16 protein-coding genes and 3 pseudogenes are annotated in these 18,326 nt (G+C 59.6%); 8 read left to right on the top strand and 11 right to left on the bottom strand.

The features are described from left to right. Nucleotide 1: 1 nt before the first annotated feature. Together PC358_RS28540 and PC358_RS01655 are read left to right on the top strand one after the other, a co-directional pair. Nucleotides 2–136, top strand: a pseudogene (locus PC358_RS28540) (DUF3077 domain-containing protein); the annotation flags it as partial. A 268-nt stretch (nucleotides 137–404) separates the two neighbouring features. Beyond that, a complete protein-coding gene (locus tag PC358_RS01655; RefSeq protein ID WP_033697054.1) occupies nucleotides 405–2,450 on the top strand; it encodes a TonB-dependent receptor domain-containing protein in 2,046 nt (681 codons plus the stop codon). A 76-nt stretch (nucleotides 2,451–2,526) separates the two neighbouring features. On the opposite strand, the gene PC358_RS28345 is transcribed toward PC358_RS01655, so the two are convergent. After that, nucleotides 2,527–3,177: a methyl-accepting chemotaxis protein gene (locus PC358_RS28345; protein ID WP_371925411.1), complete on the bottom strand. Its 651-nt coding sequence runs from the start codon at nucleotides 3,175–3,177 to the stop codon at nucleotides 2,527–2,529. A 2,051-nt stretch (nucleotides 3,178–5,228) separates the two neighbouring features. Here PC358_RS28345 and PC358_RS01645 point away from each other — a divergent pair. The 5 genes and pseudogenes from PC358_RS01645 to PC358_RS28045 all read left to right on the top strand — a co-directional run. Further along, nucleotides 5,229–6,053: an AraC family transcriptional regulator gene (locus PC358_RS01645; protein ID WP_033697051.1), complete on the top strand. Its 825-nt coding sequence runs from the start codon at nucleotides 5,229–5,231 to the stop codon at nucleotides 6,051–6,053. A 72-nt stretch (nucleotides 6,054–6,125) separates the two neighbouring features. Next, nucleotides 6,126–6,510: pseudogene (locus PC358_RS01640) on the top strand (cupin domain-containing protein). A 138-nt stretch (nucleotides 6,511–6,648) separates the two neighbouring features. Beyond that, nucleotides 6,649–6,885 (top strand): hypothetical protein, encoded by a 237-nt coding sequence (locus PC358_RS28050; RefSeq protein ID WP_033697049.1) that lies wholly within the window; start codon nucleotides 6,649–6,651, stop codon nucleotides 6,883–6,885. 230 nt (nucleotides 6,886–7,115) lie between these two features. Beyond that, entirely contained in the window at nucleotides 7,116–7,553 is a 438-nt protein-coding gene (locus tag PC358_RS01630; protein ID WP_033697046.1) for a GNAT family N-acetyltransferase, read from the top strand. 35 nt (nucleotides 7,554–7,588) lie between these two features. Next, a pseudogene (locus PC358_RS28045) lies at nucleotides 7,589–7,786 on the top strand (tyrosine-type recombinase/integrase); the annotation flags it as partial. 317 nt (nucleotides 7,787–8,103) lie between these two features. Here the strand turns inward: PC358_RS28045 and PC358_RS01625 are convergent. The 3 genes from PC358_RS01625 to PC358_RS01615 form a co-directional block, all read right to left on the bottom strand. Then, the gene (locus PC358_RS01625) at nucleotides 8,104–8,379 is read right to left on the bottom strand and encodes a hypothetical protein (RefSeq protein ID WP_033697044.1); all 276 of its coding nucleotides are present in this window, start codon (nucleotides 8,377–8,379) and stop codon (nucleotides 8,104–8,106) included. Continuing rightward, nucleotides 8,376–8,669 (bottom strand): hypothetical protein, encoded by a 294-nt coding sequence (locus PC358_RS01620; protein ID WP_033697042.1) that lies wholly within the window; start codon nucleotides 8,667–8,669, stop codon nucleotides 8,376–8,378. The genes PC358_RS01625 and PC358_RS01620 overlap by 4 nt, the downstream gene beginning before the upstream one ends. A 73-nt stretch (nucleotides 8,670–8,742) precedes the next feature. Further along, nucleotides 8,743–8,967 carry a hypothetical protein gene (locus PC358_RS01615; RefSeq protein WP_033699963.1) on the bottom strand — a complete coding sequence of 75 codons (225 nt, stop codon included), beginning with the start codon at nucleotides 8,965–8,967 and terminating at the stop codon, nucleotides 8,743–8,745. A gap of 334 nt (nucleotides 8,968–9,301) precedes the next feature. Between PC358_RS01615 and PC358_RS01610 the strand changes: the two genes are divergently transcribed. Next, the gene (locus tag PC358_RS01610; protein WP_033697037.1) at nucleotides 9,302–10,084 is read left to right on the top strand and encodes a tetratricopeptide repeat protein; all 783 of its coding nucleotides are present in this window, start codon (nucleotides 9,302–9,304) and stop codon (nucleotides 10,082–10,084) included. Nucleotides 10,085–10,648: 564 nt separating this feature from the next. Here PC358_RS01610 and PC358_RS01605 read toward each other — a convergent pair. Genes PC358_RS01605 through PC358_RS01575 form a run of 7 tightly spaced genes read right to left on the bottom strand, consistent with a single transcriptional unit; the run spans nucleotide 10,649 to nucleotide 18,324 of the window. Beyond that, entirely contained in the window at nucleotides 10,649–11,158 is a 510-nt protein-coding gene (locus PC358_RS01605; RefSeq protein WP_277604243.1) for a DUF2514 family protein, read from the bottom strand. A gap of 14 nt (nucleotides 11,159–11,172) precedes the next feature. Then, nucleotides 11,173–11,604 (bottom strand): lysozyme, encoded by a 432-nt coding sequence (locus tag PC358_RS01600; protein WP_033697035.1) that lies wholly within the window; start codon nucleotides 11,602–11,604, stop codon nucleotides 11,173–11,175. A 59-nt stretch (nucleotides 11,605–11,663) separates the two neighbouring features. Then, entirely contained in the window at nucleotides 11,664–13,907 is a 2,244-nt protein-coding gene (locus tag PC358_RS01595) for a hypothetical protein (protein ID WP_033697034.1), read from the bottom strand. 41 nt (nucleotides 13,908–13,948) lie between these two features. Then, nucleotides 13,949–17,002 carry a host specificity factor TipJ family phage tail protein gene (locus tag PC358_RS01590; RefSeq protein WP_033697033.1) on the bottom strand — a complete coding sequence of 1,018 codons (3,054 nt, stop codon included), beginning with the start codon at nucleotides 17,000–17,002 and terminating at the stop codon, nucleotides 13,949–13,951. Continuing rightward, on the bottom strand, nucleotides 16,968–17,375 hold the full coding sequence (locus tag PC358_RS01585; protein WP_033697031.1) for a hypothetical protein: 408 nt from the start codon (nucleotides 17,373–17,375) through the stop codon (nucleotides 16,968–16,970). The genes PC358_RS01590 and PC358_RS01585 overlap by 35 nt, the downstream gene beginning before the upstream one ends. Nucleotides 17,376–17,377: 2 nt before the next feature. Further along, nucleotides 17,378–17,857 carry a DUF1833 family protein gene (locus PC358_RS01580; RefSeq protein ID WP_033697030.1) on the bottom strand — a complete coding sequence of 160 codons (480 nt, stop codon included), beginning with the start codon at nucleotides 17,855–17,857 and terminating at the stop codon, nucleotides 17,378–17,380. After that, nucleotides 17,854–18,324 carry a hypothetical protein gene (locus tag PC358_RS01575; RefSeq protein WP_033697027.1) on the bottom strand — a complete coding sequence of 157 codons (471 nt, stop codon included), beginning with the start codon at nucleotides 18,322–18,324 and terminating at the stop codon, nucleotides 17,854–17,856. The genes PC358_RS01580 and PC358_RS01575 overlap by 4 nt, the downstream gene beginning before the upstream one ends. Nucleotides 18,325–18,326: the final 2 nt, after the last annotated feature.

The raw sequence follows: 18,326 nt of genomic DNA, 5'->3' as shown, positions 1-18,326 counted from the left end.
CTACGCCCGCGACCTGTCCATCGACGGCCTGATGGAAGACAAACCCCACTTGCTTTGGGCCTCGCACTACCTCTGCGCCCTGGCCAAGGCCCTGCTTGACGATGCCGAGCTGGGCATGCTGAAAACTCAAAAGTAACCACTTGTGGGAGCGGGCTTGCCCCGCGAAGGGCCGCAAAAGCGGCCCAGCAACTCAATTACCACCACGGACTCATACAGCGCCCAGGAATGCAGGTACCCGCCTGGCCATCCCCTGACTGCACCCCCCCTCCCCACAGTCAATTTTTGTAAATTCTAGGTAAATTATTTTTCACATTTTCTTTTAAATGATTCTCGTTTGCGTTAATGTCCCGCCCCGATTGCATTCTGCCCCTGGAATCCAACCGCTCGACAAGGACAGTTACACGATGCCATTCCCACCTTTTTCCCGTCCCCTGCTCACCGTCGCACTGCTCGCCGCGACTGCGGTGCAGGCCGAGGAAATTCACGAGCTTGAACCGCTCCCCGCCACAGAACTGCAAGCCTCGTTCGTCACCGCCACGGGCGGCGGCACGGATGTGCGAGATGCGCCGGCCAGCGTCAGCGTCATCACCCGGGAGGAGATCGAGCGCCAGCCGGTCTACGACCTGAACACCCTGCTACGCCGCATCCCCGGCGTTACCGGGGGTTACGGCCCCGTGGGCGAGCAGTCGAAGATCAAGCTGCGCGGCCTTGACGACAAATACACCTTGATCCTGGTGGACGGTAAACGCATCGGCAGCTCCGCCGACACTAACTACCGCCGTGATCTGGGTCGCCAGGACATCAACTGGATCTCGCCGAACATGATTGAGCGGATCGAGATCGTGCGCGGGCCGATGTCGTCGTTGTATGGCTCGGACGCCATGGGTGGTGTGATCAACATCATCACCCGCAAGGTATCCCGTGAGTGGAGCGGCTCGCTCAACGTCAATACCACGATCCCAGAAGACTCCGACCGCGGTCAGACCAACCAGACCAGCGTTAACCTCTCTGGCCCTGTCACCGACTCCCTGGGGCTGCGCCTGGGCGCCAACCTTACTCGGCGCGCTGCCGACGAAGCCGAGCCGCGCCTCGATGCACTAGGTGACTTCGTTTACAACGACGGCGCCGGCGGTTCCAAAGACCACAGCGTCAATGCCTTGCTTAATTGGCAGATCAACGACAACCATGAGTTGTCCTTCGAGGCTATCCAAGGCGTGGAGCGTTCGTGGTCGTCGAAGAAAACCTTCGGTGACTGGGGTGACACGGTCGGTGAGGGCTTCGGTGCCGGGCGCCTGACCCGTGATAGCTTCGTGGTCTCTCACCACGGCGATTGGGGCTTTGGTACCTCGCGTATCGACGCTTACCTGAACAAGTTCGACAACGAACTCAGCGAGGGCAAGGCCAACTCCGAAGAAAAAATCGTCGAGGGTAGCCTTAACATCCCGTTTGAACTGCTGGTAAACCAGCGCCTCACCGTTGGCGGCCAATGGAAACGCGAGCAACTGACCAACACCGACACGCTGGGCACCGTACCGGTTGATTACCAAGGGGCAACGGTGGGCGGCGCGGAGCTTGAGGGCGACTATTCCGCGCTGTTTATCGAAGACGAGCTGTTTCTGCTCGACAACCTATCGCTGACGTTGGGGAACCGCTTCGACCATAGCGACGAGTACGGCAACCACAACAGCCCACGTGCTTACGTGGTCTATCACCCTCACCCTGACTGGACCGTACGCGGTGGCGTGTCACGCGGCTTCCGTGCCCCCAGCCTGAAAGAAGGCAGTGCTGGCGCGGCGACCAACTCTGGCGGTCGCGGTTGTACATCATTGCGCCCGCTGGGTTATGTGACCGGCAGTTGCTGGATGGCAGGCAACCCGAACCTGCGTCCGGAAATCAGCACCAACAAAGAGATTGGCGTCTCCTTCGACCGCGACGGTTGGGAGGCCAGCCTCACTTACTTCCACACCGACTTCAAAGACAAAATCGAGTATGCGCCGCTGGGGTATTTCCAGGGCCGCTGGTGGACCATGCTGGAAAATGCTGACAAAGCCCGCACCCGCGGCTGGGAAGGCAGCACCAAAGTGCCGTTGTGGGAAAACGCCAGCTGGCGCACCAATGCCACCTACATGCTCGAAAGCCGCAACCTGTCGACCGGTGAAGACCTGATCAGCTCGCCGAAGCTGTCGTTGTACAGCGCCATCGACTGGCAGATCACCGAACGGTTCGGTACCGAATTGTCAGCTCAGCACGTGGGTAAGCAACGCGGCCTGGGTACCGACTTCGTCAAGCCGTACACCACGTACGATCTGACCGCCAACTGGGCAGCCACCCACTGGCTCACCCTGAATGTCGGCGTGCAGAACCTGCTGGATGAAGACCCGCGTGATGACTCGACCAGCTATTACGTGCCTGGCCGGGCGTATTTTGCTGGGGTAACTACCTACTTTTAATTGGCAGCGGACAACCCAGAATTCGCGCTTTTTTTTACGCGAATTCTGGGTTACTTGTGTGAGGCGCCGTCGGCGCTCAAGCAGCAGCGACCCGTTCGCCATCACCGCTGACCTCGAATTGCCCCACCAGCTTCTGCAGCTTGCCGGCATCCACCTTTACCTTCTGCGCGCTGTTTTGCAGCACCACTGCGGTCTGGCGCATCTCGCTGGAGGAGTGGTTAACCTGTTCGATGGTCTTGCCATACTCGATGCTGCGGCGGTTGAGCTGCTGGATGATGGCGAACATGCCCTCCACCGCCTGGTGAAGTTGCACGTTCTCCGACGACGCATCCTCGGCCAGGCGCAAACTATCATCGACATTCTGCACGCCCTCCTCCATAAAACTCACCGCTTGCTGCGTTTCGTTCTGCAGGCCTTCGACCATGTGCCGGATATCGTCGGCCGCCCGCGCGGTGCGGGCCGCCAGACTGCGCACCTCATCGGCCACCACCGCGAACCCACGGCCATGCTCGCCCGCCCGTGCCGCCTCAATGGCGGCATTTAACGCCAGTAGGTTGGTCTGGTTGGTAATGTCGCTGATCAGCCCGGTGATATTGCCAATCTGCGCCATGCGGCTGTCGAGCAGTTGCACACTAGAGGCCGAGCGGGCCACCACATCGCGAATCGATTGGGTGCCCGCCTGCACAGCCAGGTACTGCTCGCGGGCGCGGCTGACCACCTCGTCCATGGCCTGCTTCATGTGTTCGGCGCTGACCGAAGCCTGCTGCAGCTCACCGAGCTGTTCCTCCATGATGATCATCATCTGGTGCACCGCATCGGCCACCTCGACAGAGCTCACGCTCGCTTCCTGGCTGCGCCCGAGCATCATCTGGTTGGTGCTGCCAACCGTGCGGCTGGCCTTGACCACCTGCCCCACCACGGCGTCCAGGCGGTCGATGAAACTGTTGATCCAGCGCGCCATGTCGCCACTCTCGTCATTGGCCAGGGCGCCAGTGTCCAGGCGCTGGCGCAGGTTGCCCTCACCCTCGGCGATGGTACGCAGCACACCGCTCATGCCGTTCAACCTGGCCGCCAGGCGCCTTGGCCCGAGCACGCCGAACAGCAGCGTAGCACCGACCATGCTGAGGGCCTGGATGGCGTCGTTCACCCCCTGTGGCAATCCGGCGTAATGCTGCACCAGGTAATTACAGCCGAACAGCCCAACCATGGTCGCCACGTAGGGTTTCATCAACCGGTAGCTCAGCGAACGGCGGCGATAGACCTCCTCCAAGTCGGCCTCGCACATCATCCCCCAACGGTCGGGCGACCCTGGTAACTGGAAGGTCACGCCCTTGCCGACCACCGGCACATGGCGGTAGTCCGAATAACCCGGGTAAGTCACGAACAGGTTGGTACCACGCCGGATGGTTTCCCGCACGCCGGGGTGCAGCTCACGCGTCGCGGGGTCGGTGAAGCGCAGCTCCAGCTCGGTATGGCGCTGCACCTGCACAGTGCTCCAGGGCGTACGCACGCCGCTCTTGAGGTTTTCGCCATGGGTAAACGTCCCGTCCTCAAAGCGCGAACGGGACAAAGCGGTGCCTGGTTGCACGGTCGGGTCGAAACGCGATTGCACCATAAACAGATAGTTGTCGCCCGACTCGGCATAAATATGCCCGGCCTCGCGCTGGATCAGGTCGCCCAGCACATCATTGGGGACCCGGCCACACAGGCAGCCCAGGACGTTGCCCGCGTGCCTGATCGGCTGGTAGAACATCAGCGTCACCTCATCGTGAAAACGCGACGAAGATGGGCCGATCTGCAAGGTCATCGGGTCGCTGTAGGGCCCGTGAAGAAATGGCGCTTTCAGGCCTTTGGCCAACGCCGCGAGCTGCTCGCTCTGCGTACTGCCACGCTTTGGCCAGGTGGATACCCTGACGTTGCCCGTGCAGTCAATCACACTCAGTTCCGAAAAATCTTCGGCCTGTGCCAGCTTGTCGAGTAATGCCGAGGGCTGAATATGAGCGAAGTCTGCTGCCAGGCATTCCGCCAACTCTGCCAGGTGATCCCATTGTTCGCGCGCCCAGTTGTGCAGCAATTGCACCCGCGTCTGGGCAATGGCTTCGAACGTCTGCTCGATTTCTACATAGTTCGAACGATTGAGGCGGCACGCCCACCTCATGCTGAACTTGCCGGCTTTGCCGAACCAGGGCAGCCAACCCCGCTCGCTCGATGACAACTGCATGGAACTACTTGAAAGCGACATTAAGTTCACCATAAGCGACGCAGATATCAAAATGCCAGCAACTTCCACGCCAACTGTAATCCAAGCGGAATGCCGGGTAGTGGCTACCACTAGACGCTCACTGCTGGTGCATGAAGGCTGTTATTCCAGGCCACTTCGCACCCTGAAGGGGCGCGGAGAGAATGAAGCGATCGTTGGCATGGTCTGCTGCTGTTCACATAAGAATGCCGAGGCCGCTCCACCGACCGCGTTATGCCGCTATTTACAGGGCATGCGCGAACATTGTGGGAGCGGCCTTGTGCCGCGATGGGCCGCAAAGCGGCCCCACTCCAAGCGATGGAAAACTCACGTGAACAGCATTACGCTCTAGGCGGCTCTAACGCTATTGAGGTGTACGTTAGGAAGGCTGGAAACTGTCTGCGACACCTCACTTCAGACAGCGCCTGGGACCGCCGATCTGCTTTAGAGGTTCAGGGCCTCTGGCTGAGAGCGGCCTTACAGAAAGCGACCGTTTTCATGTGACCATCACGCGAGGTAACTCGCAGGAAAGCCCCTTCATGGTACGAAAAGCAAGCCCCGCTGCCACCTCGGACTGGGTCATACGTAGCGCTCAACCCGGCAGCGTGGAGCGGATCGAAGCATGGTTCGGCAGCCATGGCTACGACCCGCATCGTCACGACACCTACTCGATCGGCCGCACCCTCGCCGGCGTGCAGAGCTTTCACTACAAGGGGGCGCTGTGCCACGGCGTACCGGGTAATACGCTCGTCCTCCACCCTGACGAAGCCCATGATGGTATGGCGGGTACGGATGCGGGCTTTCGCTACCGGATGGCCTACATCGACCCGGCGCTGATTCAAAACGTGCTCAGCGGTGAGCCATTGCCCTTCATTGCCGGCGGGCTGACCAGCGACCCGCGCCTGTACCGCGCCAGTGAAGCCTTCGTGCAGGCACTGGATCACCCACTCGAAACGCTGGAGGAGCAGGACGCCGTCTATGACCTGGCCATGGCGCTGCGTGCGGTCGGCGGCAAGCCCCGCGGCCGCAAACGCCTGGACTACCGCTCGGCCGAGCGCGCCCGGGCATTCATCATGGAACACCTTCAACAGGGCATCACCCTGGAGATGCTCGAACAGGCCAGCGGCCGCGAGCAATGGAGCTTGTCACGCGACTTCCGCGCCCTTTATGGCACCAGCCCCTACCGCTTTGTCACGCTGCGGCGCCTGGACACTGCTCGGCGGCTGATGCTGGATGGCTTCACGCTGGTCGATGCAGCACTGGCTGCGGGCTTTCACGATCAGAGCCACATGACACGGCACTTCACCCGCAGCTATGGCGTGTCGCCATTGCGCTGGCTGGAACGCTTGCGGCCTGCCCGCTGACTTGCAGGATCGTACAAGAGCGGCGTGCGTTGGGTTGGGTAGGCTGATCACCTCAACTACAGAGGATCCGTCATGTCCGACGCCAACACGCAACGCGCATCATGCCCTGTGAACCTGACCCAGAAGGCTTCACTGATTGAACAGCAGTGGAGCCCCAGGGTGGTCGCGGAAATGAACGACTACCAGTTCAAGGTTGTGCGAATCGAAGGTGAATTCATCTGGCATTCGCACCCGGAGACCGATGAAGCGTTTCTTGTGCTTGAAGGCACCTTGCGCATCGATCTGCCAGAGGGCTGCGTTTATGTGAACCCCGGCGAATTGTATGTCGTGCCACGTGGGGTGGAACACAGGACAGCGGCGCAGGGGGAAGCGAAACTGATGATGATCGAGCCACGCGGCGTGGTGAACCGGCCATGAAGGCGGTGAGCGGACGGCTTTGAACGACGTCTGGATCTGAGTTGATCGTCTCAATAGACGATACCGGGATGCGCGTAGAACCGCGAGCACACTATGCGTATATGGAACTAAGATCCTCAATGCTGTAGAACTTCGTGAATCCGGCGCTTTAATAGCTATCGCTTCAGAGGACCGCTATATGGGCATCCGCAGCTTAGCGAAAAACCTGCCTCCAGACCCCGCCAAAGAAGGCTGGGTGCTTGGGTGGGGCGTCCTTCGGGACAGGCATCCATGGCATTTTGTCGACGTCTATGCAGACCAGAAGACAGCCAAGGCGGAGGCGGAGCGCCTTGGTGATGGCTACGTCGTTGAGTACGGGTCACACCGCCTTGGCTCGAAGGAATTCGTATGCGGTAGCACCCTACCTGAAGGCTAACGGCAGCGCATCTGTCCGGCTGGCCACTCATCCAGCCTTCGTAACCACACTCTGCCGCAGCGCGAAGAATGCGGGACCCTGACGCACAGGAAAGCAGACCTGCTGACACGGCCGCCGATGCAGTGGGCGAGTAAGATTACGGAGTTACTGCCGTACAAAGGGGGCCACCGTTCATTGCGCCAGCTGTGAAAGGATACTTTCATTCGAGAGGGGCTATAAAGGAGGACATCATGGAAAAAACAATCAGACTCGCCAACCTCGCGGATATCGATGCCATTTTTGATATTCGAACCAGCGTTCACGAAAATCACTTATCCCTTGATCAGCTCGCGGAAATCGGGATTACTCCTAGAACGATACGACAGGCAATTATAGAGGCCCCATGCGCTTGGGTCGCCGAGATCAATGGTGCCCCTGTAGGCTTTTCCATGGCCAATGTCGAGGACGGATGTGTGTTTGCCGCTTTCGTTCTACCCGAATTCGAAGGAAACGGATTAGGGCGCAGACTGATGGATAAAGCAGAGACTTTCCTATTTCAACACCACCAGACGATCTGGTTAGAAACGGCTGAGGCTAGCCGCGCGAGTGGCTTCTATCGAAACCTCGGCTGGCAGCCCGTGAAGACCTTACCAGAAGGTGATATTCGCTTTGAAAAGCATCAGAAATAGTAATCAACAAATGTACTGGTGATTTGAGTTTGGTCAAAGACGACCTGAAGCACACCTTCGGTAGGCCCCTGAAAGCAGCAGGTGCAACAGAGGAAGATCGGAAATCGTTTCTGAGACACAAGACCGCCACTACTCTGGTGCAGAGCTGGCAGCTGATAGAAGCGGCAAACAAAGCCTCAGCGACGGACTCGCGTGGGCCGGTGCTGACAAATAAGAAGAGGAGGCAGGCGTAAAAACCTGAGAAGTCACGCAAAAGTCACGCACATGAAAAAGGCCACTCCTTGCGGAAATGGCCTAAGTCATTGGGATTATTGGTCGGGACGGAGTGATTCGAACACTCGACCCCTTGCACCCCATGCGTGCGGGATGTACGAAACGCCTTTAAATCCAAGGCATTGAGCGGGCGCTCGCTGCAAACGGTGCCGCACTGTGCAGAACCAATTTTCACCATCCCCCGAAAAACTCCCCACGGGCTCCGGCCCGCATCCGGCGTTCTGCCGACCGACTCACTTCCTTTATATAGATACCCACAGACAGGCGGCTCCTTGCCCTACCCCTTGATCACCTCGATACCCCATTCCGGCAGAGGCTCGTGGTAGCCGAACAGGCCGCAGGCGTACATGTCCTCGTGCTCGTTCAGGCCGTAGAGCCGAGCCGCCTCGGCAAACTCCAGCATCTCGCACAGGTGGTCGGCGCCCACCTCCCCGCGACGGTGGGCGGCCATGGCCATCTCGACCAGGACGGCGGCCCGGCCATCTGGGTCGGTAGCCAGGGCGCATTGGTCGTTCAGCTCATCAAGCCAAGCGCGAGGTATCCCGGCCATCATTCCGCCCTGCACCACCACGACTGCGCGTACATCACGCCGTCGATCTCTTCGATGCCGTTAATGTTCATGCCGAGCTGGGCCATGCCGTTGACCCTGGCGTCGTGCAGCCGGGGTATCACGTCAGGCCCGGGGGTCGGGTTGAACATCCAGGCCTGGGTCGCGACTCGGCCCAGCGGTTCACTGTGGTGGTCGCCGATGTGGATGTCTGCCCGGATCGGAGTGATCTTCCCGAGCTGACTGGTGGGGATGGCCACGCCATTCACGCGGCGGCGAACGAGGAGGAAATACATAGAGCACCAACACTGTACAAAAACACAGTATCTTATAGGCGTATCCCGGTGCGGGAAATTGCCGATCAGCGGGTCAGTGCAGTGGGGGCAGATCCTTTCCCCGAGCCTTGGCTATGACCCGGAACTGGTAGTCGGAGACCGCCTGGAACAGAGACTCGGCGAGCAGGCGAAGGCGCTCAACCTCTTCTGGCGGGGCGCCACAATCCTGTGCCTCGTGGAAGGAGCGGAATGCATCCACAGCCTGCTGGATCAGCGGCTCGCCTGCCTCGACCATCCCGATGAACGTCCGCTTGTCCACAGCCCTGCCCCGATGAATTTTTATCCAGCGCATTATAGGGTGTTCGACACGACAACGTTTGCCACTCCACGCACGGCCGGAAAGCGCCTTAAGGTAGATGCGTGAGGCCATCGGGCATGGCTAAACAAGCCTACGACTTATGTGCAGATCTCAGGCTCCATGACGAACGGTGACACGGCTACGTTTAGGGTATCGCGCGGATTCGACGGAAGGTCTCATCGTGTCGTATAGTACGCCTCTTAAGGTCATGAAGCTTGTCTCCCGATCTTCATCGTAATTTTAGTCATGTGATTTCGTGCCAAGGTTAGTGTCATAAAGGGATTTGGAGTCGATTATGGCTGTGGCAAAAACAATCAGCGACACTTTAGTAGAAGAACTGAACATACTTGCCAACTCTGGGTCCATTTTAGACCCATTTACTTCCGCACGCCTTCGTCGAGACATTAAAAAACTAGAATCCGCGCACTTTATCGCCGCACGAATTTGCCTCGGAATCTTGTACACCATCGAAAACAACGCCGAAAAATCACTTTCCACCTTTGAAGAAACATTATCACTCGACCCCAGCGATCGCAACATTCATACAAACTATGCTCACGCGCTTAGCAAATTCAGAAAGCCAGAAGCCGCCTGCCGACACTACAAAATAGCCGCAGACCTATCACCTGACCACCATGCTCTGATCGACCTTGCCGAAGCTGCTCAAATAATATTCAAGCCTCGAATTTTTTCCGAAACAATCAAGAGCAATCTTGACAAAATAGACATTGACGCACTCGAAAAAAACATCAACGCGAGAGCCACCCTGCAACTTGCAACGCTATTTGAACAAAACAACATCTCCGACGACGAAGCAAATAAGATTTACAAAATCGCAGAAAGCATTATGAGCGAGAGAAACATAGGTTTCAAAAAAGGTAACTTCAGAAGAACCGATAATTACGGTGGCTCAACAGTGACTTTTTATGCCGCAATCGAAGGCAGCGCCGACCTTATACACGAACTCAATGAAACTCTATGCGATCGCATCGTTGACTTTGACGCATGCCACATCCTAAAAGATATCATGTACGTTTTTATCCCATACCACCAGGAGCCGACTGTAAATAGCCTTTAAACAAAATTGATCAATGGATCTGATAAATGCCTATTACCTCAAAAAGCTTCCTGACTTGGTCACAAGAATTGCTGTTATGCAACGACTTGAGCGAGACCGATCATCGAAACATTGTAAGCAGGTCATACTACAGCGCTTACCATGAGACTCTACACCTAGCAGACAAAAATCTTAGCCTAGGAGTGAGCAACATGAAAGGTGGATCTCACATAAAACTGTCGGACACGCTTTGCAGTTTCATATGTAATGATAAAGAAAGGCAAGCCAAAATAAGAAGACTTGGAACACGCATACACGCAATGCACGCGCTAAGAGTTAGGGCAGATTATTTTTTGGATGAGTGCATTACGAATACCGAAGCCATGTCCCAAGTAAAGAATGTAACAAGCATATTCAGCATAATAGAAAGCGAGATCAGTTAATCGAACACACCCGCGACACCAACTGAGCCTGAGAACCATTATAAAATAGTAGAGCCGCGATACACCTATACAAAAATTAGTAGTGAGAGAAATTTAAACCTGTGGCTTTACCAGGCCGGGGATTTACTCACCCTACAGTTATCTATTTGAGCCCATCCGCAATAGCCTCGCAGGCCCTTCCTGCTACTCGACTTCGCTCAAGCGCTTCCGCGAAAATTCCCGCCATTCGGTCAGCTTCTTCAAGCAATCCCCCGAGCACCAGGACGGCAGAGGCTCCTGCCTTGCGCTGCTGGGTAGCGATGGCGTCGCAGGTGGCTCGGTGGCCGTCCCGCAATCGGGCGACTTCGCCGCGCAGCCCGCCAGCAGCAGACTCAGCAGCAGCGGCGCGGCCTTGGGCCAGTTCCAGCTTTTGTCGTGCACTTTCACCCTCCTCGTCCGCCACGGCTTGGCGGCGCTGCTCTTCGGTTCTGGACTGAGCAGCCGCGCGCCGGTCGCGCTCGGATACATCCAGGCGGTAGTCGGCCAGTTCGGTGCGTGCCGCTTCTGTTTCTCCGCGCGCAGCTGCTGTCTCTCCATTTGCAAGCACAACCCGGTACTGCTGGCTGCCGGCAACCAGCGCCAGGGCGATCAGCCACCAGCACCAAGCCGGCATCGCGCTAAGAAAGTTCACGGCGCCGCCAGGAACAGCTCACGCTCGGCGGCGCGGCGCCTGACCAGGCCGGGCAGCACCTTACCTCCCGCCTTGTTCCAGCGCGGGAACTGCTCGGCCGCTCCGGCGTAATCTCCAGCATTTAGCAGTCTTCGCAACGTGGACGACTCAAGATTCGCCCCGCCCAGGTTATAGGTGAAGCTGATCAGCGCGTCCCACTGGTTCTGGTTCAGCGGCGACGTGATCAGGCGCTCAACTTCTGGCTCGAACCGCTGCACGTCATTCAGCAGCATGCGCTCGGCCTGCTCCTTGCTGATCTTCATGCCGGCTTTCACACCTCGAGTGGCGCCGTAGCCGATGGTCCAGACCCCGACTGAATCCTGATAGGCCTGCAGGCGCAGGCCCTCGAACGATTTGATGAGGCTCAAGCCGCGTTGCGATATACGCATTTGGTTTTCTCCAGGCACAAAAAAGCCCGCGCTGGGCGGGCATCGATTTGAGGTAGGGCCTACGGCTTTAGGATCTTGCTTGCCGAAACAGCGAACGCCCGGCGGATCCGCCACTCGTCCATGTAGCGCAGGGTGGCAACCATGCCATCCGGTAGGCTGACCGGCCCCCACGAGTAGCCGCCGCGCCACTGGTAGCTCTTGCCTGCCTGCAGCCGCATGGCGTTGGCCGGATTGCGAACACGCTCCTTGTTGATCGCCGTCGTGTACTGCTTGGTCGAGGTCCCGCCGCCACCGATGATCTTCCCGTAGTTCTCGAAGATCTGCGATTCGGCGGCCACGCCATACTTCCGGTCGATCCAGGCAGCCAGCTGGCCGTTCGCGCTGGTGGTGAGCACCGCCCAGGCGTCGGGGTAATCTGCCGGGGAGCCCGAGTTGACGGTGCTGTCGAACGGGATCGGCTGCGGGAACTGGCCGCCCAGGTAGAACAGAGTGTCGTTTACACCCGTGGTCACGATCTGGCAGGCGTAGTCGGTGTAAATATCCACGTCCTCCAGCGCCATGATATCGGCATGGACCCCGGAGACACCCGGCATGAAGTCGACCTGGAAGGACTGCAGTAGCGGGTACCGACCCAGGCTCACGGTGTTACCCGCCATGAGCTTGTTGACGATGCGGCAGGTGATCCGGTCAGCCGTACCACTGGTAGGGCCTGTCAGCGGCACGCCGTCAGCTTCGATCACATAGGCGACAGAAGCGGCGGTCAGCTTGTTGTCTACCCGGTGGTTGCCACCCGTGAATTCGAGAGTCGGCCACCCGTCACCGTTGTTGACCGCGTCGAAGATCATGGGAGGCAGCCAGTCGGTTCCGAACGCGCTGATCGCACCGCCGTTGCGGATTACCTGGGCGAAGTTGGCCAGGCTGTTCTCGCCATTCGGCCCGAAGACGAAGCCCCGCGTGCCGATACCATCCGGCCAGCTCAGGGTCAGCCTACCCGCTGCGTCGAGGGTGTAGGAGACGCGCGGACCGGTCCCGTTGCCTGCGACAGGGAACTCATAGCAGGCCGGGTCGATTACCTGCGAATAGCCGTTCTGCGGGACGAAGTTCATCCCGTACTGGTTGCCATATGCCTGCAGCTTGGAGGCGTCCAGCACCAGTTCTATTCGAACATCTGTCTTGGTGTTGATCAGTACGGTCTGGATACCCAGCGTTCGGTCGATCGTCGGCTGCGGGTCGACCAGGGCCGAGATGGTGGTGCCATTGGTAATGACCGAGGCGTCATAGCCGACGATGTCGACTTCCTCCACGATCCAGCCATCGGCAGCCGGCACCACTGCGTCGTTGCCGTTCTGAAAGTAGCGCAGACCGTAGTATTTGCCCGGCTTAGCATTGATCACCCGGGCATTCAGAATGACCAAGGTCTGCAGTGTATTCGGCGTAGACACGCCACCACCACGACTCACCGACCTGAATGGGGCTATCTGCCCCGCGTTGATGGTGATTGAGTTGGTGATGTCGCTCTTTGCCGGAATGTAGCGACTCGGGTCAATGATGTAGCTGTAGCCGCTCTGCCCGCTGCTGTTGGCGGCGATTGCTGTGCCGAGCGTAGGCAGTGCTGCCGTGTCCAGGGTGATCAGGATGCGCAGGTCGGGGACAACGGTGCTCGACAATACGACTGTCTGGATCCCGTCACGGGTGATCGCCGGTGTCCCGGCATCCGTGTAGTTGATGACAGTGGTTACAGGATTAGCAGCAGTGGCGTAGTTCGCCTGATCGATCTCTTCGACGATCCATCCATCGGGCTTGGCCGTCGGCCCCAGCGCGCTGGATCCGTTCACGTAGTAGGCCAGGCGGTAATATTTACCGGCTCGGGCACCGATGATGCAAATGTTCAGGATCGCCTTGCTGAAGGCGATGGGCTCTGCACTGGTGATGCTGTTCCTGGTCATCCTGCGCAGCGGATAGACCTTGCCGCGGTTGATGGTCAGCGAGTTCGAATTCCAGGACAACAGAGATGAAATCTCAACAGCCACGCCCGCATCGTTTCGGTAGCGGGTCTCGAAAACGTCGCCCGCCCCAGGCACCGAGAAGAAACGATTGTCAGTACCGGTGCCGTTGGTCTTCGTCAGGCCTTCGGCAACTGTTGGGTAGGTACTGATGCTGGCCAGAAACTCGGCATAGACCTTTTTGAGGGTGGGCTTTGTCACGCCATTGATCGTGACGAAGTCCTCATCGGACAGAAACAGCGTGTTGCCAAGGGCGACAAGCTGGTTGAACAGCTGCAGAGATTCTGCGCCGGTGGCCATAGTTCTTCCTCTTCAAATCCCTGAACAGGGACTGGTCTTAATCAGGCGGGCGATTGGTCGTCGTAGGTGTAAACACGGGCGTCGTAGGGCATGCCCTTCATGGAGACGTTGCCGTTTGCTGGGTCGGAGCTGGTGATCAGGGTCGGGTAGGCCCAGCGCGCTGCCGGGCCGAACAGGATGTGCGGCTGCTCCAGCGGTCCACCGATCACGGGCGTGAAGTCGAGGGCATCCACCCTGGCGGTGTACTGGTCGACCTGCGTGGCGGTGAACGGACCAGACAGCGTGCCGTCCAGCTTGCGCACGCCGACTCGGTGCTCACCACCAGCGCTGAAGTCCAGCGGCTCCGAAGAGTGCAGCAGCGTGCCGGAGCCGGTGACTTCGAACGCCAGCAGGATCGCGCTCTGGCACCGCTTGGGAGCGTCATCGGCAACGGCTGCAAAGCTCAGGTAGCCGCTGTTGCTGCCGTCCATCTCGGTTTCCCAGGTGTAAACGTCGGTGCGGAACTTCTGATGCCCGCGCCGGCGCATGCCGAACCGCCAGGCCCTGGTCTTGTCGCTGAATCCAGGCATTTTGATCTTCTCGACCTTGGTGCCCAGGTCTCCGGGCCAGCGGCACTCGACCGTTTCCCACGCCCAGGTGCTGCGCGAGAAGTACTCGACATCCACGCCGTCGAAGTCGTTTATCGACGGCATGGCGCCGCTGATCTTGAGCATCTTGGTCATGTTCTGCGGCGAGTAGGTCTGCGTCTTAGGGCCGTAGGAGACGTCGAATGCAGCCCGCGCACCATCACGAACCGGGCGCAACAGGCCCCGGAAGGTCACCAGTTCGCCGAACCCGCACGCCAGCGCGTTGTTGATCATGTCCTTGACGGTGATCGTCGAATCCAGCGTCTCGTCGTAGGTGTCGCCGCGCGCAACGCAGATGTTGTGGAAGGCCTGCCACTCCGGCAGATCCAGGTCATCGTCCGTGTACCCGCGCTGCTTCAGTTTGTAGATGCACCACGGCACAATGTCGCGGCTTGGCCCGGTACCGCCTTCCATCAGGGGAAGGATGTGGGTTGCCTCAACACTGACCTGGCTCTCCGACTGGGCAGAAAGACGGTCACCGCCACGGATATTGCAGGTCATGACCGTCAGGCCTGGATAGCTGGTTGGCGAGTTCTGCATACGCCCGCGCAGGTCAGTCCAGGTGGCGTCGTCGCGGGCCTCATCGTTGATCCGGCCCGGCCGGTCTACGAACTGCTTGCGAATCCTGGCCTCGGCCCGCATCGGGTAAGGCAGGATCACGCTTGCGGTGAAGCCCTGGGCGTCCAACGATCCGCCGTAGTTGACCTTCTCGATGACCGTCCAGGCACCCGCCGCGTCCATATCCCGGTACTCGAACACGTAGTACGTCGGGATCTCGTAAATCTGCCCTTCCCGGCCAATACCGCAAAGGCCGTTGGCGTAGGTGACTGACCACTCCAGCGCCGTAACCTTCTCGCCCTCGGGGCAGCAGGCGAACGGCCCGCGATAGCCGCCCTGGAGATTGGAGGCGTCCAGCGTGATCAGCCCGTTGACGGTCTGCATGTTGTTGAAGCCAGGCCAGCCAGAATCGACCGCCCCGGCAGACGTCAGTCGCTCCACCTCAAGCAGATTTGTGCTGTAGGCCGTGATCCGGTACCGCAGACCGCGCGGGCCGATGGTGGCCAGGCCCTGCCCCAGCGCCAGGCCCACGACAGGCGAACCACCGTCGTAGTCCAGCGTCATCTCGGCTGGCTGCTCCGGCGTGCCGCTGGTGGTGGCGGTTCCGGTGACGCCAACTGGAGATGAGCCCAGGATGGTGGATGCGCCGGTGGCTGTGATGGCCTGACCAGCGAATGGCGTCAGTTCCACGAAGCGAACACGACCGCTGCTCTGCTGCGCCTGGATCGGCGTTCCGCCCAGCAGCGTGTTGAGCGCCGACACCAGGCCGGCTAGGTCTGTGGTCGCCGCATTCAGCGTCAAGGGGTAGGTCGAGGTGCCCCGGACCAGGTTGAAGCTGAGCGGCGTGACGTTGAAGTCGTACCGGCTGGGTGCCGCCGAACCAGTGAGCGTAGAGGCCGTGCCGGGGTTGGCTGGCACTGCTGGGCTGTATGGCGTGTAGGTGTGCACGACGTACAGGCCGGCGTTCGCCCCGGCGACCTCAATCAGCATTCCCGGCACGGGATTGAGCATCTCAAGCGGGCCACGGATGATGTCACGCCCCGCGCCGCCGTCGATCACCGTGTAGGTGTACGGGGCGAGCACGCGGATGATGATCCCGTTCGACCAGTCGGCCGGAAACTGGCCGGAGCCGGCCGGAACACTGATCGTGTCGTTCACGAACTGGTACGCCGAGGCGGTAGCCGACCGGGTCAGGTCGGTGGCCACCGTCAGCTCAAGCCCGGCAGATCCGCTGGAACTGGCCCCAACCTCTGGGACGTTGAACCAGTTGATGTGCGCTGGGTCTCCGGACAAGTCAGCGCCTGGCGGGTAAATAGTGAAGGTGGCGTCCGATCCCAGGGAAATCAGCGGGGTTTCGCCCACTTTGACCTTGGACAGCGGGATGTCGTACTCACCTTCGGCCACATACAGCAGCATCTCGACCCGCTGGTCGCGCGGCGCAACATAGGCGCGCCGAGGCTGGGCCAGGTACGACGGGTAGGTGCGCTGGTGGCCAGCGATCTGGCGCACCGGGTCGCCCAGCTTCACCTTGTTGCCCTTGGCGCTCGCCTCCATCAGCGGGTCGCCCTGCTGCATCCCGCCATTGGACGGCATGCCGGGCATCTTAGGCATGATGGCCTTGAGCACGGCCTTGGCGCCCTTGAACAGCGCGAAGGTGATGGAGAACGGGTCGGTGCCCTTCGGCTCGCGGTAGATCTGCAGCAGGTCGGCTGGCTTGAAGGAGACCTTGTGCCAGTCGGCCTGATCGATTACCTCATCGTTCAGAACGGCGCTGATCGGCGGGCTTTCCCGGCGCTCGTAGGAAGGGGCCTGGCTCTTCAGCCATTCCTCAATCGTCTGGCGGCGATCGGTCTTCCAGGTGCCAAGGGGCGCTGTGTCACTGAGCTTGTTGGGGAAGAATTCGACGGTCACGATAGTAAACCACCCTTGGGTGCGCGGCTTCGAAGTCGCCTGTTGTCCAGAGGCTTGCGCCGCCAGGGTTCGTGTCGATCACCTTGAGGCGACCTTCGCTCATGAGAACGGTACCGACATGCAGCAGGGCCTCCCCGCGCAGCACCGCGGCGATCGCTCCTGGCTCCGGGGCGCACTCCTCCATCGCGGCTCGAAGCGCCCGGTAGGCCTTGGTGTTCTCGCGGATCTTGTCCTTGCCGACTGAGCCCAGGCTGGGCAACCACGGCAGGCCGAACAGTTCATGGCGGATGTCCCGGCACAGCCCCCAGCAATCGAAGGCAATAGGACCCCTTGCACCCTCGCGATACGGGGCGCGCATGTATTTCTCGATCATGGTTAGGTGTACTTCAGGCCAGGAGCCAAGGTGGTGGTCAGAATGGTGCGCAGACCATTTGTGTTGAGCAGGTCGTAGAAGCCGGCGGTGAGCTTGGCCACGTCGTCTTCATACTCCCGGCTGAGCAGCGTCATGCGATACCGCTCGCTCGGGAATGACAGGTCTTCGGCCAGGTAGCGGCGGAAGGTGATGATGAAGCGCTTGTCGGCGGACTTGGCCGCCTCCACCACTTCCTGCACCTCCCCCGTCACGTTGTCGAGGCCAAGCACCAAGCTCTGGAAGGCGCTGTTGTCGTTCTTGGGTAGGGCGTAGTCCATGGCCATCGCGATGAAGGTGAGCGTTCGGCCGTCTTCGGTCGTGCAAACCCTGTCCTCCCACCCGGAGCAGTAGAGGTGGGAGACGGTGCCGCCCTCCTCCCTCGCCTCGATGGTGTCGACCAACTCCCCTCTGCCCGAGGCGTAACACTCCTCGATCAGGCTCATAGGAAGTACCTCGTGTACCACTTGTCCAGGCTGCCAGAGAGCTGGCTGTTGAACTGATCGAGTGGCATGCCTACCGAAACACCGATGTACTGGTCTTCTGTCAGGACAGGCCGCTCTTTCAGCTGCATCACCGCCGAATACCGCCAGCGGCTGACCTGGGTTAGGTCCGGCCCCTGGTAGATACCCTTGAAGTGCGCGATGTAGGTCTTGAACCCGACCGGCGTCTGCAAGGGCATCTCGAACCAGTCAAGGCCGTTGTTGATGGCCCAGACGTACCAGCCTTCGAACTGCGCCGCCTCGGCCTCGCTGAAGTTGAAGTTGACCTTCACCTCGGTTGGAACGTACCGGTGCCTGACTCGATAACGGGTGCGCCCAGTGACCATCGGGGTGGCCCGCATCGGGTCAACCGTGCTCAGGCCATAGCCCTCTTGGAGGGGCAGTGGCAATTCTGCCGGGTACTGATTCATTG

This window comes from Pseudomonas capeferrum (assembly GCF_000731675.1).
GTDB lineage: Bacteria > Pseudomonadota > Gammaproteobacteria > Pseudomonadales > Pseudomonadaceae > Aquipseudomonas > Aquipseudomonas capeferrum.
This window is presented reverse-complemented; position numbering and strand designations above follow the sequence as displayed.